The organism is Alsobacter sp., from assembly GCF_059501845.1.
Genome location: NZ_JCACDK010000001.1, coordinates 392012 through 407776, shown reverse-complemented (window position 1 = coordinate 407776; position 15765 = coordinate 392012). Strand labels below are relative to the sequence as shown.

The following is a 15765-nucleotide window of genomic DNA, read 5'->3' as shown; positions in this document are numbered from 1 at the left end:
GCGCCCGGCTTGCTTGCTCTTGAGGTCCGGCGGCCCTTAGACTTCGGCCGCCTTCAAACAAGAACAGGGCCAGGGGAACGCACATGGGTTGGGCCGAACGCTTTTCGATCGCTGGTCAGCGCGCCGTCGTCACCGGGGCCTCCAAGGGCATCGGCTCCGAAATCTGCGCGGTCTTTGCCGAGGCCGGTGCCGACATCGCCGCCGTTGCGCGTGACGAGGCCGGCCTCGCCGAGGTCAGGAAGGTCGTCGAGGGCCATGGCCGGCGCTGCGTTCCCATCATCGCCGACCTCAGCAAGGTCGAGGATTGCCGCCGCGCAGGCAAGGAAGCGCTGGCCGCTTTCGGAACGATCGACATCCTCGTCAACAATGCCGGCGTCGCGCTGAACGACTTTCTCGACAAGGCCAAGGTCGAGGACTGGGATACGACGATGGCCGTCAACCTGCGGGCGCCGTTCCTGATGGCGCAGGCGCTGGCGCCGGGCATGATCGCGCAGAAGCGCGGCAAGATCGTCAACGTCTCATCGCAGGCCGGCACCATCGCCATCGAGCAGCATGCCGCCTACTGCGCCTCCAAGGGCGGCCTCGACATGCTGACCAAGGTGATGATGGCGGAGTGGGCGCGCCACAACGTTCAGGTCAACGCCGTGTGCCCGACCGTCATCCTGACCCCGATGGGCCAGAAGGTGTGGGGCGACCCCGCGAAGGGCAAGCCAATGCTCGACAAGACGCCGCTCGGACGATTTGGCCAGCCCGTCGAGGTTGCCGACCTCTGCCTGTTCCTCGCCTCCCCCGCGGCCGACCTGATCAACGGCGAATGCGTGATGATCGAGGGCGGCTTCTCGTCCATGTGAGCGGTTCAACGTCCCCTGGCCGCGATGGCGCGGGCAGGGGATGGCAGGCCGTCGCGCTCAGGCGGAGACGGCCGGCGGACCGGGATCATCGGCAGGAACATGCTGATCGAGATCCTCGAGCCAGATGTCGGCGTTTCCGTCCGACGGAGCGCGCCAGTCTCCCCGCGGAGAGAGTGACCCGCCCGCCGCGACCTTGGGTCCGTTCGGCATCGCGGAGCGCTTGAACTGGCTGAACCCGAAAAAGCGCGCCAGGAACACGCCCAGCCATTTGCGGATGACCGGCAGCGGATAGGACGGCCGGTTCTCCAGGGGATAGCCCGGCGGCCAGTCGCCGCGAGACGCGTCGGCCCACGCATGCCAGGCGAGGAAAGCGATCTTCGAAGGCCGGAAGCCGTAGCGAAGTGTGTAGAACAGGTTGAAGTCCTGCAGCGCGTAGGGTCCGACCTTCTCCTCCGTGCTTTGCGGCTTCTCCCCCTCGGCCACCGGGACGAGTTCCGGCGAGATCTCGGTCGAGAGGATCGCTTCCAGCGTCGCGGGAACCGGGTCGTCGAACTGGCCGGACGCCGCCACCCAGCGGATCAGGTGCTGGATCAGCGTCTTCGGCACGCCGGAATTGACGTTGTAGTGGGACATCTGGTCGCCGACACCATAGGTGCACCAGCCAAGTCCCAACTCGGACAGGTCGCCGGTGCCCACGACGATGCCGCCATGGTGGTTGGCGAGGCGGAACAGATAGTCGGTGCGCAGCCCCGCCTGGACGTTTTCGAAGGTCACGTCGTAGACGGCCTCGCCCCGCGCGAAGGGGTGGTCGAGGTCGGCCAGCATCTGCCGGGCGGCCGGGCGGATGTCGAGTTCATGGCTGGAAACGCCCAGCGCCCGCATCAGCGCCCATGCATTGCCCTTGGTCTCGCCGCTCGTGGCGAAGCCCGGCATTGTATAGGCGAGGATGCCGGTGCGGGGCAGGCCCAGGCGGTCGAACGCCTTGGCCGCGACGATCAGCGCCTGCGTTGAGTCGAGCCCGCCGGAGACGCCGATTGTCACCGCCTTCGCCTTGATGGCGGCGAGGCGCTGGGCGAGGCCCGCCACCTGGATGTTGTAGGCCTCGTAGCAATCCTGCGCGAGGCGGGCGGGGTCGTCGGGCACGAAGGGAAAGCGGTCGACCTTGCGGGCCAGCCCGATGTCGCGAAGCGGCGGGTCGACGCGGAACGTCACTGTACGGAAGCCCTTCGGCTCGACACCCAGCACACGCCGGTTGTCGTCGAAGGTGCCCTGCCGCGCGCGTTCCTGACGGATCAGGTCGAGGTCGACATCGGCGACCGCCATCTGGTCGCCCTCGGGGAACCGGCCGGTCTCGGCCAGGACGACCCCGTTCTCGAAAATCGACGTCTGCCCGTCCCAGGCGAGGTCGGTGGTCGACTCGCCTACCCCCGATGCCGAGTAGAGATAGGCGGCCATGCAGCGGGCCGACTGCGACTGGCACAACAGGCGCCGCGTATCGGCTTTGCCGATCGTGATGTTGCTGGCCGACAAATTGGCGAGCACGGTCGCGCCCGCAAGCGCGCCCAGGCAGCTGGGGGGAACGGGCACCCAGAGGTCTTCACAGACCTCGGCGTGGATCACCAGCCCGGGCACGTCCTCGGCGGCGAACAGGAGGTCGGGCCCGAACGGGATCTCCTGCCCGGCGAAGCCAACCGTGCTCCCATCCGTCCCCTCGCCGGAGGCGAAGTGCCGGCGCTCGTAGAACTCGCGGTAGTTGGGCAGGTGCACCTTTGGCACGATGCCCAGGATCCGGCCGCCCTGGATGGCGATGGCCGCGTTATAGAGCCGCCCGGCGTGGCGGACCGGCGCGCCCACGAGCAGCAGCGGGCGAATGTTCGCCGTCGCGTCCGCAAGGCCCGCCACGGCCTTCTCGACAGCGTCCAGCAGCGTGTCCTGCAGCAGCAGGTCGTCGATGGCGTAGCCGGAAATGCCGAGTTCCGGGAACACGGCCAGCGCCACGCCCCTGTCGTGGCAGGTCTCCGCCATCAGCCGGACCGTCTGCGCGTTGGTCACGGGGTCGGCGATGCGCACGCGCGCCGTGCAGGCCGCTACCCTTGCAAATCCATGCCGGTATGCGGAGGAAAAGGGCATCAGGCGGTTCCCGCGGCGCCGGAAGGGGCGCCTCCTGTGACATACGACGGCCTGCATCGCATGCAAGCGCGAGCCTATCATAGGAGGAATGCCTTGCCCTTTTTCAAACACAGGCCGGTCGAAGTTCAGCCTGACCGCCCGGTTTGATTGCGTGCTTCCGTATCCCTCGCGCAGCCCCCGTCCGGGGCTGTCTTTTTGTCAGCCGAAGCCTGGCACGCCGCCATAATCGTGGCTGCGTGCGTCAGCGCACATCGCGGTTCCTCTCGCCCCAGCTAACCCCTGCCCGAGGCTCAACCGGTCGCGCATTGTTGCGTAACCGGGAGCCCGCACCGGAAGAAACTGGACAGGGGCCCGGCCATCACTCGGCCGCGCGCGCCCTGCCACAATGAACGGGCGAGGAATGATGACTGCGGAAGCGATCCTGAGGGCGGAACGCAACCTCCAGCGCATGCTGGAGTGGATTGGCCGCCACGATTCCCGAAGCGCCGGCGTGCTCGGCGTCACCCTCGCCATGATGGGCGCGCTCTCCGCCTCGTTGCCTCCGCTGTCGCGCTGGCCAGCGCACCTCCTTCCCGTCGTTCTCCTCACGGCCACCGGCTTCGCCTTCGTGCTCTTCCAGCTGCTGCGCAGCCAGTTCCCGCGCATTCACGTTCACAGGCCGTCGATCTGCTTCTTCGGTACGATTTCTCGCATGGACCTCGACGAGTACCGGCGCCGTTTCACCGGGCTCGACGACACGGGGTATCTCGACGACCTGCTCTCGCAGTGCCACGTCAACGCCGCCATCCTGACCACCAAGTTCGCCTGCCTGAAGCGGTCGCTGATCGCGCTCCTCGCCACCGCCCTGCCATGGGCTCTTGCCATCGGCCTCGGCCGCTCAGCCTTCTGAGCGGCGTGTCGCGCTGAAGCAACGCTGCCGGCGTTTTGCTCAACTAACTCAACAGACTCAATTCCTTCGGCTCCCCGCGGCGTCTACGCTGCGGGCGGCGGCCGGGAGGTCGTGGGGAGACGGCTGATGCCCCGATCCGTGAATCGAACGAGGAACAGGATGACGCGCTGCCTGCCGGTGCGGACAGGCGCCCTCATGGCGGCGACGGCGCTCGCCCTGCTCGCCCCGGCGCTTCCAGCGTTCGCACAGAGCCCGGTTGCCCGCTCCACCCCGGTCGCCGGCAGCATCGTCGACGCCAAGGGCGGCGAGGAGATGCGCTTCGCACGCGAGGAGGCGTGGCGCTGGGCAGGCATCAAGCAGGACATCCTCGGCGGCGACACCCTGCGCACCAACACGATCGGGACGCTTGGCCTTCTGTTCGCCGACCAGACGATGATCCGCGTCGGCCGCCAGTCGACGCTGGTCGTCAACGAGGTGGCGTCGGAGAACACTCCCACCGAGCTGACGCTTCCGGTCGGCAATGTGTGGGCGCGCGCCAATCGTGGCGGTTCCAGCGTCGTCGTGAAGACGCCGGCGGCGGCAGCCGCCATTCGCGGCACCGACTGGTCGCTGACCGTGGACGGCTCCGGCCGCACGGGGCTCGTCGTGCTGGAGGGCGAGGTCGTGCTCTCCAACCCGCAAGGCTCCGTGACAGTCCGCCAGGGCGAGGGCGCGACGGCGGCGATCGGGCAGGCACCCACCAAGATCGTGCTCGTGCGCCCGAAAGACCGCGAGCAGATGCTGTTTCACCTGTCGCTCCGCGACGCGTTCACAACCCTCCCCGCCTCGCCCATCGAGGGCCGGCAATTGCGGCAACAGCGGGCCCAGCTGGAGCAGCGGCCCGCCGAGGCACGATCGGCCGAGGACTGGCTGACCCTGGCCGAGACCCGTCTCCGGCTGGAAGGGACGCCTGCCGCGCAGGAGGCTCTGGCGAGGGCCCGTGCACAAGGGCTGAACGCCAGCCAGCGCGCCCGGGCCGTCCTGCTGGATGCGCTGTTCGCCGGGGCCGAGCGCAACTACAAGGAAGCCGCGGCCCTCTTCGCCAAAGCGCGCCCCGGTCTCTCCGGCCGCCGGGCGATCGTGGCCGAGTACGGCCGCTACATCGCCGCTTCGCTGGCCGACCCGCGCAAGGTGCAGCCGCGCCCGCGCTTTCCGGCCAGCGATCCGTGGGCCGTGATGGCAGATGCCTATGTGACCGGCTTCGCCGAGGATCTCCAGGCGGCGGCCGCAATCCTGAAGAAGAACGAGGCGAGGCACGGCGGCAACGTCCAGTATCAAGTTCTCTCTGCCCAGGTCGCCCTCACCCTGGACCGCAGGGAGGAGATGAAGGCGGCGGTGGACCGCGCCAAAGCCATTGATCCCGACGATCCCGACACGCTTCTCGCCTCCGGCTACCTTCGGGCAGACATCGATAGCGACATCGACGGCGCCATCGCCGATCTGCGACGCGCGACGGAGATAGCGCCCGGCAACTCGGAGAACTGGAACGCTCTCGGGCTTGCGCTCGAGGCGAAGGATGCCACCCTCGAGGCAGAGGAGGCCCTGAAGCGCGCCATCGCCGTGGATCCCAACGATCCCGTGCCGCTCGCCAACTACGCCATTCTGCTGCTCGACCAGAGCCGGCTCGACGAGGCCATCGGCTATATCGACAAGGCGCTCGCGCTCGATCCCGGATTCTACGTCGCGTATACCGCCAAGGGCCGCTACTTCCTGCAGAAGGGTGACCAGGCGAAGGGCCTCGAGTTCCTGCTCGCCGGGTCCGCGGCAAACCCGGCCTATGCACAGGGGCTGCTGGGCGTCGCCATCGCGCAGTACCAGGCCGGCGACGAGGCCCTCGCGCAGCAGGCCTTCGACAATGCCGACCGGCTCGACCCCAACGATCCCGTGACGGCACTGGCCCGCACCGCAATCGCCATCGACCAGGACCAGGCCGACCAGGCCATTCTCAACGCCCGCGAGGCCGTGCGCCGGTTCCGCGCGCGGGGCGGCTATTTCTCTCCGCTGGCGACGACGCGGCAGGGCGGCAGCTATCTCGCCGACGCCTATCGCCTCATCGACCTCGACCAGTGGGGCCGGTTCTACGGCGACCGGGTGTTCGATCCGTTCGAGGCGTCCGGCTACTTCGACCAGGCACAGAACCGACGATATGCGCCGTTCTTCACGCGGCAGGACCCGCTGGAAGGCTTCGCCGGGCAGTACGACCTTGCCTCGCTGAACCTCGTGCTGCAGGGCGCGCTGCTGGATCCACTCGCCGTGTCGGGCCGGATCGGCCGCATCGACCTTTTGCGCCGGCCATTCCTGGACGTGGAGATCGGCGGCAGCGTCATTGCCCGCGACGGCAAGACCGGCTGGGCTGCAGACGTGAACGTGCAGGGCTACAGCAACGATCCCACACCCGTCTCCTTCTCCGCCCAGTTCGGCACCGTTCGCACGAGCGATCCCCGGAAAGTGCTGGGGGAGGAAGCCAAAACCGCCACCGTCTTCGTCGGCGTCGAGCCCAGCGCAGCAAACCGCCTGCTGTTCTGGGGAACGGCGACGCAGAACGAGCCCGACCTCTCCGTCCGCGACGGGGCCCAGGTCGCGACCGACGGCAGCAAGCAGGACGCCGCGCAGGTCGGCGCCGGCTTCAGCCACACCTTCGGGTATCGCAACGTTCTGAACGCGGCTGTCGTCGGCACGCGCGCCTCGCAGCTTCAGGACCGGAGCAGGTCCTATCTCGGCTCCCTCGACTTCTTCGGCTTCCAGCTGCCGACGACGCTGGACACCGCCACGCGCGAGAAAGCCACGGTCGACAGCGTCGTCGCCACCATCGGGCACAGCTACGGCATCGACGATGTCACGCTCCGCTATGGCGCCGAAGGCCAGTTTGCGAAGGTCAACGCCTGGCAGAGCCAGGACACGACCCTCGCCATTCCCATCTTCGCCTTCACGAACGCGACGAGCGACTTCGCGCGGACCGACAGCAACATCCAGGCCGGACGCTTGTACGCGGACGCGTTCTGGCGCCCGTCCGACAGGTTCGAGGCCCAGGCCGGCCTGCAGGGCGTGCAGTTGCGCCGAGCAGGCGAGACCGAGCAGCACCTCGATCCGCGCATCGGCGTTGCAGTCTCGCCGATCGAGGGGCAGTGGCTCCGCGCCATGTGGCGGCAGGACTCGGAGCTCGTGTCGGGCTCCTTCACGCTCGCACCCATTGCGACGGTGGGTCTCATCCCCAACACGCTGCCCGTGACGATCGGCTCGCGCACCGAAACGGCCGCGGTCCGCTGGGACGCGGAATGGACGTCGCACCTCTTCACCGCGGTGGACTACCAGCACCAGAAGATCGACGGGCTTTCCATCGGAGTGCCCGACACGCTGGACTCGCTGCCTGTGGTCAAGGGCACCGTCGACACCGTCGCGGCCAGCGCCAACATCTGGCTGCCCGGCGGCATCGGCGTGTTCGGCACGGTGGGCGCGTCGCAGTCCGACAACAAGACGCCGGGGCTCGTCGGCCGGGACATCCCCTGTGTTCCCGACCGCTTTGCCCGGGCGGGGTTCACCTTCCTGCACCCGAGCCGCATCCGCTTCACGCTGGCCACGACCTATGTCGGCGAGCGCGCCGGCGACTTGCTGGGGGCGGAGCTGAAGGCGTTCGCCACCACGGACGCCTACCTGTCCTACGAGACACCGGACAGGCGCCTCTATGTCAGCTTCGCCGTCCTCAACATCTTCGACCGGCAATATGACTTGGCCCCGGGCTCGGCGGCATCGGTGCAGGTCCTGCCCAACAACCCGGTGCTCGTCAGCACACCCGCGGTCGCACCGCTGGAGGGCAGCGGACGCACATTCGTGGCCACGGTGAAGGGCCGCTTTTGATGGGCTCGCGCGGGCTCCTCGCGGCGCTCGCCTCGGGCGCGCGGGAGCTGCGCTCCTCCCTTGCGGCCCGGATCCTCGGCCCTGCCCTGCTCTCGTCGGCCGTGGTTCTCACGCTGGGCGCAACCGATGCGTACCGGCTGGTCGAGGCGCGAACCTGGGACCTCCTGTCTGTCGTCGCCCCGCCTCGCCCGGCAGCACCGGGCGTCGTGGTCGTGGCGGTCGACGAGCCCTCCTTCGCCGAGCTCGGCCGGCAATGGCCGTGGCCGCGCAGCCTGCACGCGAAGCTGGTGGAAAGCCTGCGGGCAGCGGGCGCCAAGGTGATCGGCCTCGATATCCTCTTCGCCGAACCGTCCTCCCCGGACGAGGACGCCGCGCTCGCCCGCGCCATGGGACCGGACGTGGTGCTGGCTGCTGACGAGGAAACCCTCACCCTCGAACAGGGAACCCAGGTCTCCCGCGTCGGGCCGCTGCCGGCGCTCACCGCGTCGGGCGCGCGTTCCGGGCTGACCTCGCTCGTTCTCGACGGCGACGGGGCGCTGCGCCGGATGCCCGTCTCCCCGGACAGCTTTGCCGCAAGAGTCCTGGCAGCCGCGGGCCACCCCGCCGGCGAAGTGCCGGAGGGTGCCCTCATCCAGTTCTTCGGCGATCCCCGCACCTACCCCACCATTTCCTATTACCAGGCCCTCGACCCCCTCCGCTATCTGCCCAAGGGGCGTCTGGCCGGCCAGACGGTGCTCGTCGGTCTGAGCCTGAAGAACGCGCCCGACGTCGCGACGGGCGGCTCGGACGCCTTCGTCACCCCGTACACGCTGACATCGGGACGGCTGACGGCCGGTGTCGAGGTGCACGGCACGATCATCGACAATCTGCGGGAGCAGTTCTGGGCCGTTCCGCTGGGCCGCGCGGCAGTGGCGGGCATCGTCCTGTTGGCTGCGCTCGCTGCCGGGCTGGCGGCGGGGCGGCAGACCTCTTGGCGCACCGGCATCGCAGCCGCGGGCAGCATCGTCCTGCTCGTGGCCGCCAGCTGGATGCTGCTGCGCTACGGCAGGGTGTTCGTCTCCCCCGCCCTGCCCTCCGCGGCGGCGCTCGGCGTCTTCGGCATCCGGTTCGGGCTCGACTACGCGCTCGAACGCCAGCAGAGGCGGGCCGTGTCCGAGGCTTTCTCCCGCTACGTCGCGCCCGAACTGGTCGAGCAGCTGGCGCGGGATCCCTCGGCGCTCAGGCTGGGCGGCGAGTTGCGGCGGCTCACAATCCTGTTCTGCGACGTACGCGGCTTCACCTCGCTTTCGGAGAAGCTCAAGGACCAGCCACAACGCCTGACGAGCGTCGTCAATCGCCTCCTCGACGCGCTGACGGCCGAGGTCCTGGCCGAGAAAGGCACCATCGACAAATACATGGGCGACTGCGTGATGGCGTTCTGGAACGCCCCCCTGCCGCATCCCGACCACGCGGCGGCGGCGGTCCGTGCCGCGCTCGCCATGTCCGGCGCCGTGGAGAGGGTCAACGAGGAGCTTGCGGCAAGCTGGGACGGCCCGGCCCCCAAGCTGGCGGTCGGCGTGGGGATCAACACGGGCGAATGCGTGGTCGGCAACATGGGCTCGCGCTGGCGCTACGACTATTCGGTCCTCGGCGACCCCGTGAACCTCGCCTCGCGGCTGGAAAGCCTCACCAAGGATCTCGGCGTGAAGCTCATCCTGGGACCGGGGACCGCGGCTGCCGTGAAGGACCGCTACGTCCTGGTGGAACTCGACAGGATCGCGGTGCGCGGGCGCAGCGAGGCGACTGCCGTGCACACGGTGCTGGCCGACGCGGCCCATGCCGGCGACCCACAGGTGATCGCGCTCCTGGACACGCAGTCACGCATGCTCGCCGCCATGCGCGACGGTCCGGAGCGCGCCGGCGAGGCACGGATGCTGATCCACGAATGCAAGCGCCTGGCCCCGCAACTCACCAGCCATTACGACAGGCTCCTGGACCGGCTCGACGCCCTCGCCTGAATGTGAGGTTCCGCCCGGCTGCCATGCCGGGGGTGGGCTTGCCAGAAGGGCGCCGGGGCCGCACAACGCGTGCAAGCCATGAACGCGCCTCAAAAGCCCCTCGCCGACATCGCGGCGCCGCCCGCCCATGCGCCCATGGGGTTCAAGGAATTCGTCGTGCTCGTCGCCGGGCTGATGGCACTGAACGCCATGGCCATGGACAGCATGCTCCCGGCCCTGCGCGAGATCGGCAACTCGCTTGGCGTGGTCGACGAGAACGACCGGCAGGGCGTGCTCACCGCCTACCTCCTCGGCTTCGGCGTCGGCCAGCTGCTGATCGGTTCGGTCTCAGACCGCTTCGGCCGCCGCACCGTGCTGCTGACGGGGCTCGCGCTCTACGTCGGCAGCGGCATCGCCTGCATGGCGGCGCCGACCTTCGCTGCGCTGCTGGTCGCCCGGATCGTCCAAGGGCTCGCCTCGGCGGTTCCCCGGGTCATCACGACCTCGATCGTGCGCGACTGCTATGGCGGCCGGCGCATGGCCAGCGTCATGTCGCTTGCCATGACCGTTTTCATGGCGGTTCCGGTTCTGGCGCCCTCCATCGGGCAGATGGTCATCCTGTTCGCGCCCTGGCGTGCCGTGTTTGCGCTGCTTACCGTCTTCGGGCTCGTCATGGCGGTCTGGGCCGGGCTGAGGCTGCCCGAAACCCTGCCGCGCGAGATGCGCCGCTCGATCGCCCCGCGTGACCTCGCAACGACGTTCTGGAGCGTCCTCACCACGCGCCAGACAATCGGCTACGCCCTGGCAGGCGGCGCGATGTTCGGCGCCATGTTCGGGTTCCTCGTGTCGGCGCAGCAGCTCTTCACGGAGATCTTCGGCCTCGGCGCCCTGTTTCCGCTGGCGTTCGCCGGGGTGGCGGCAACAATGTCGCTGTCGTCCTTCCTCAACTCCCGGCTGGTCGGCCGCCTCGGCATGCGCGTTCTCAGCCACGGCGCCGTGGTGGTCTTCACGACGCTTGCGCTGATCATGGCCGTGCTGGCGCGCCTCGGCCTTCTCGGCTTCGTTCCCTTCATGGCGTTGCTGGCCGGGATCATGTTCCTCGTCGGAATGATCTTCTCCAACTTCAATTCCCTCGCCATGGAGCCGCAGGCGCGTCAGGCCGGCACGGCCTCCTCGCTGTTCGGGTCGATCACCACGCTCGTGGCGGTCAGCATCGGCTTCGTCACCGGCAAAGCCTATGACGGCACGCTCGTGCCGCTGTCGACCGGCTATCTCTTCTGCGGTTTCGCGACGCTGGCGATCATCGCGTGGACGGAGAAGGGGCGGCTCTTCCGCTCGCCGGTGAACGGCTGAGCCGCGGGCCCGCCGGAGCAGGCCCGCGGCTCGTCGTCAGCCGAGGTCGGGAAGCACGGCCTCGATCTGGGTCCGCCGGGCTTCGAGAAAGTCCGGCAGCTTGAGAGCGTGGCCGAGTTCCGCGGCGGGTTCGTCCACGGCAAAGCCGGGATCGTCCGTCGCGATCTCGAACAGCACGCCGCCGGGCTCGCGGAAGTAGACGGACCGGAAGTAATTGCGGTCCTTCTGCCCGGTCGCGCGGATGCCGAGTTCGCCCAGCCGACGCACCATCTCATCCTGTTCGGCATCGTTTGCGGCACGGAAGGCGACGTGGTGCACCGATCCCGCCGACTGCCGCCCGCGCGGAAAGCCACCTGCCTCGCGCAGGTCGACGATGCCGCCGGGGACCACTCCCGGCGCGACGAAGCGATGGATCGCTCCTTCCACACCGCCCGGCTCGAAGCCGAACACGCGCTGCAGCACCTCGGCCGTCGGCCCGGCCTCCTCGAGAAGCAGGGTGACGCCGTGGAAGCCACGAATGGCGTGCTCGGCGGGAACCTCGCCGCCGCCCCATCCAGGCTCATCCTCCGCACCCGCCACCGCGACGAGTGCGAACCTCATCCCGTCCGGGTCCCGGAAGGGCAACAGCGTCTGTCCGAAGCGCTTCTCGGCCGGGTCGTGCGCAACGCCCTTCTCGATGAGCCGGTGTGTCCAGTAGCCGACCGACGCGGCGGGGATACGGAACAGGGTGTCTTGCGTCTCGCCGACGCCGAGGCGGCCGGGAGCCGCGTTCTCCCACGGAAAGAAGGTGAGGATGGTGCCCGGCCGGCCTGCCTCGTCACCGAAGTAGAGATGCCAGGTGCCGGGATCGTCGAAGTTCACCGTCTTCTTGACGAGCCGCAGGCCGAGGACGCCCGAGTGAAAGGCGAGATTGCGCCGGGCCGGCCCGGAAATGGCGGTGACATGGTGGATTCCGCTGGTGCTCATGGCGAACCTCGTTGCGTTGGAGGCGATTGCCTCGTTACGGCTGAGATGGCGCACGTGACCGATCGGTACCAGTGCAAGATCCTTGCAGTGCTGCAAATACCGGCATGCGGAGCGCAGGACGTCAGATGCCGGGCGGCTGCAGCGATAATCTAAACTTAACCAACTAACACATTGAATTTTCGTGGTAAGCTCGCCCTGGCTCAACCACGACTTGAGGTCGAGCATGCACATTTTGGTGTGCACTACGGAACAAACCCGCGGCGTTCGCGCTTTCCAGACCTGCGGTTACGTAGACAGGCCTGCCCCGGGATCAACAACGGTCCACCGGAAGCGCGGGCAGCCGCACAGGAGGCCAGCCTATGAAGATCGCCCAGATCGCTCCCCTGTATGAGAGCTGCCCGCCACGCCTTTACGGTGGAACGGAACGGGTGGTGTCGTACCTCACCGAGGAACTGGTGCGCCAGGGCCATGACGTGACGCTGTTCGCCAGTGGCGATTCCAGGACGGATGCCACGCTGGTGAAGTGCTGCGACATCGCCCTTCGGCTGAACCCGTCGGTACGCGACCCCATCCCGTACCACATGATCATGCTGGACGAGGTCCGCCGCCGGGCCAACGAGTTCGACGTGCTCCACTTCCATGTCGACGTGCTGCACTTCCCGGTGATGCGGGACATCGCCGCCAGGACGCTCACGACCCTCCACGGCCGGCTCGATCTCGCGGACCTCACGCCCTTCTATTCCGTCTTCCCGGAATTTCCGCTGGTCTCCATCTCGGACGATCAACGCAAGCCCATGCCGCCCGTGAACTGGGTCGGCACCGTGTTCCACGGACTGCCGGAGTCGCTCCTCCCGTTCACCCCCGCGCCCAAAGATCCCTATCTCGCCTTCCTCGGCCGCATCTCGCCCGAAAAGCGTCCCGACCGCGCGATCGAGATCGCCGCGCGCACCGGCATGCGGCTCAAGATGGCGGCCAAGGTGGACCGCGCCGACCAGGCCTACTGGGACGACGTGATCGGCCCCATGGTAAGCGCCTATCCCAATGTCGAGTTCATCGGAGAGATCAACGAGGCGGAAAAGGCCGAGTTTCTCGGCGGCGCAGCCGCTCTCCTATTCCCCATTGACTGGCCGGAGCCCTTCGGCGTCGTGATGATCGAGGCCATGGCCTGTGGCACGCCCGTCATCGCATTCCGCTGCGGCTCGGTACCGGAGGTGATCGACGACGGCGTGACGGGCCGGATCGTTTCGACGGTCGACGAGGCCGTCGCCGCCATCGATCGCCTGAGAGATCTCGACAGGAGCCGCGTCCGCGCCACCTTCGAGACACGCTTCACTGCCAGGAGAATGGCGGAAGATTACGTGTCCCTCTACCGGGGCCTCGCCGGCGTCCGCACGGAAGCCGCGCATCTTCGCCGCGCACGCGGCAAGGATGTCGGCCTTCAGGTGGTCGCCTGACCAGCGAAAGCCCGGCCGCGGAACGGAGATCCGGCATGGAGCATGCTCGCGAGGCGGGCGCGGATGCGCGCCCGCAGGCCGCGTCCGAAGCCGGTGAGCTCGGACAGTATTTCATCCCCGCGACCGCATCCCTCCAGGAGCGCCGGCCGCGGGTTCTCAAGCACGACGATACCTTCGCCGTTTTCGACCACAATGGCGACGCCCTGGCCGGACCGGGCAGCGCCGAGGGTGTCTATTATCGCGACACGCGGCATCTCTCGCATCTCGTCCTGACGATCGACGACCGCCGCCCGATCCTGCTGTCCTCGACGCTGCGCGACGACAACGCCACCCTCACCTGCGACCTTACCAATCCCGACCTCCGCGACGAGGCCGGGCACATGGTGCTTGAGCACGACCTCATCCATCTCAGGCGCTCGCGCTTCCTGTGGAGGGCGGGCTGCTTCGAACGCGTCTCGGTCAGCAATTTCGACGAGTCGCCCAGGCGGATCCGTATTTGCATCGCCTTCGCTGCTGACTTCGCCGACCTCTTCGAAGTGCGCGGCACGACGCGCACCCGCCGCGGCCAGATGCTCCAGCCGGAGCTCGAGGGACCGGACGGCGTGCGCCTCGCCTATGTCGGCCTCGACGGAATCAGGCGCGAGACGGCCCTCCGCTTCCACCCCGAACCCGACCGCCTGGGGCCGGACCACGCCGAATTCACGTTCGACCTCGAGCCACGCACCACGCGTCTCGTCTTCGTCGAGATCCGCTGCGCCGGCGCGCCGTCCGCGGTGAGCCCCGAGCGGAGCTTCTTCGTCGCGCTGCGCGATGCCCGCCGCTCCCAGCGTGCGGCGAGTGCACGGGCAACCTCCGTCGACAGCTCGCACGACGTCTTCAACGAGATGGTCCGCCGCAGCGTGGCTGATATCCGCATGCTGACGACGAACACGCCGGAGGGTCCATATCCCTATGCCGGCATCCCGTGGTTCAGCACCGTGTTCGGCCGCGACGCGCTGATCACGGCGCTCGAGACGCTCTGGTTCGATCCGGCTCTCGCGCGCGGCGTTCTCCTCCATTTGGCGGCGAACCAGGCGACGCACAGCGACGCGGCTGCAGATGCCGAGCCGGGCAAGATCCTGCACGAGGTGCGCTACGGCGAGATGGCCGAGCTCGGCGAGGTGCCGTTCCGCCGCTACTACGGCAGCGTCGACTCGACGCCGCTGTTCGTGATGCTGGCCGGCGCCTATCTGGAGCGTACGGGCGACCTCGCAACGATCCGCACGCTGTGGCCGCACGTCGAGGCAGCCCTCGACTGGATTGACGGGGACGGAGACCGCGATGGCGACGGCTTCGTCGAGTATGGCCGGCGCACGGCGGAAGGCCTGATCAACCAGGGCTGGAAGGACAGCCACGATTCCGTCTTTCACGAGGACGGGACTCTTGCCCGCGGCCCCATTGCGCTCGCCGAAGTGCAGGCCTACGCCTATGGGGCGTGGATGGCCGCCGCCGCTCTTGCGCGCGCACTCGGAAACCACGCCCGGGCGGCCGGGCTCGAGGATCGGTCCGAGCGGCTGCGCATCCGGTTCGACGAAACCTTCTGGGATGCCGGCCTCGGCACCTACGTCATCGCGCTCGACGGCGACAAGCGGCCCTGCCGGGTCCGCTCGTCGAACGCTGGGCACGCCCTGTTGACCGGGCTGGCGCTGGACGGGCGCGTGTCGTCCGTCGCGTCCGCGCTGATGGACGGGTCGTCCTTCTCGGGCTGGGGCGTGCGCACCATCCCGAACACCGAGCCGCGTTACAACCCGATGAGCTATCACAACGGCTCAGTCTGGCCGCACGACAACGCCCTGGTGGGCGCCGGCCTCGCCCGCTTCGGAATGCGCAGGGAGGCCGGCCGGATCCTGTCGGGCCTCTTCGCCGCCTCGACCTATATGGAACTGCGCCGCCTGCCGGAGCTGTTCTGCGGCTTCCCGCGCCAGCGCAGCCGGGGGCCGACCTTCTACCCCGTCGCCTGTTCGCCTCAGGCCTGGGCAGCGGGCGCGCCACTCTCCCTGCTGCAGTCCTGCCTCGGCTTGCGCTTCGAGGTGGCGGAGCGCCGCGTCGTCTTCGACCGTCCGGTGCTGCCGGACTTCCTCGGCGAGGTCGTGCTGCGCGGCCTGTCGCTCGGGACCGCTCGCCTCGACGTCGCGCTCCGGCGAGAGGGAGAGGACGTTGTCACGTCCATCCTGCGCCGAGACGGCGAGGTCCACGTCGTGACGATGAGCTGA

9 protein-coding genes are annotated in these 15765 nt (G+C 68.5%); 7 read left to right on the top strand and 2 right to left on the bottom strand.

What is annotated here, in order from left to right; genetic code table 11:
- The first annotated feature begins 83 nt into the window (after window positions 1–83).
- Window positions 84–851 (top strand): SDR family NAD(P)-dependent oxidoreductase, encoded by a 768-nt coding sequence (locus AC5JCN_RS01845; RefSeq protein ID WP_495753297.1) that lies wholly within the window; start codon window positions 84–86, stop codon window positions 849–851.
- A 57-nt stretch (window positions 852–908) separates the two neighbouring features.
- On the opposite strand, the gene AC5JCN_RS01840 is transcribed toward AC5JCN_RS01845, so the two are convergent.
- Window positions 909–2981, bottom strand: coding sequence for an NAD(+) synthase (locus AC5JCN_RS01840; RefSeq protein WP_495753296.1), 2073 nt, complete (start codon window positions 2979–2981; stop codon window positions 909–911).
- Between the two features lie 403 nt (window positions 2982–3384).
- Between AC5JCN_RS01840 and AC5JCN_RS01835 the strand changes: the two genes are divergently transcribed.
- The 4 genes from AC5JCN_RS01835 (at window position 3385) to AC5JCN_RS01820 (ending at window position 11093) form a co-directional block, all read left to right on the top strand.
- Window positions 3385–3870: a Pycsar system effector family protein gene (locus AC5JCN_RS01835; RefSeq protein WP_495753295.1), complete on the top strand. Its 486-nt coding sequence runs from the start codon at window positions 3385–3387 to the stop codon at window positions 3868–3870.
- Between the two features lie 159 nt (window positions 3871–4029).
- Complete coding sequence (locus tag AC5JCN_RS01830) at window positions 4030–7764, top strand: FecR domain-containing protein (protein ID WP_495753294.1); 3735 nt, start codon at window positions 4030–4032, stop codon at window positions 7762–7764.
- The gene (locus AC5JCN_RS01825; RefSeq protein ID WP_495753293.1) at window positions 7764–9761 is read left to right on the top strand and encodes a CHASE2 domain-containing protein; all 1998 of its coding nucleotides are present in this window, start codon (window positions 7764–7766) and stop codon (window positions 9759–9761) included. Before AC5JCN_RS01830 ends, AC5JCN_RS01825 begins: the two co-directional genes overlap by 1 nt.
- Before the next feature lie 78 nt (window positions 9762–9839).
- Complete coding sequence (locus tag AC5JCN_RS01820) at window positions 9840–11093, top strand: multidrug effflux MFS transporter (protein WP_495753292.1); 1254 nt, start codon at window positions 9840–9842, stop codon at window positions 11091–11093.
- Window positions 11094–11129: 36 nt separating this feature from the next.
- On the opposite strand, the gene AC5JCN_RS01815 is transcribed toward AC5JCN_RS01820, so the two are convergent.
- Window positions 11130–12059, bottom strand: coding sequence for a ring-cleaving dioxygenase (locus AC5JCN_RS01815; protein WP_495753291.1), 930 nt, complete (start codon window positions 12057–12059; stop codon window positions 11130–11132).
- A gap of 359 nt (window positions 12060–12418) precedes the next feature.
- Here AC5JCN_RS01815 and AC5JCN_RS01810 point away from each other — a divergent pair, with 359 nt between their 5' ends.
- Window positions 12419–13513, top strand: a complete 1095-nt coding sequence (locus AC5JCN_RS01810; protein WP_495753290.1) for a glycosyltransferase family 4 protein — start codon at window positions 12419–12421, stop codon at window positions 13511–13513.
- 35 nt (window positions 13514–13548) lie between these two features.
- Window positions 13549–15765 (top strand): amylo-alpha-1,6-glucosidase, encoded by a 2217-nt coding sequence (locus AC5JCN_RS01805; RefSeq protein ID WP_495753289.1) that lies wholly within the window; start codon window positions 13549–13551, stop codon window positions 15763–15765.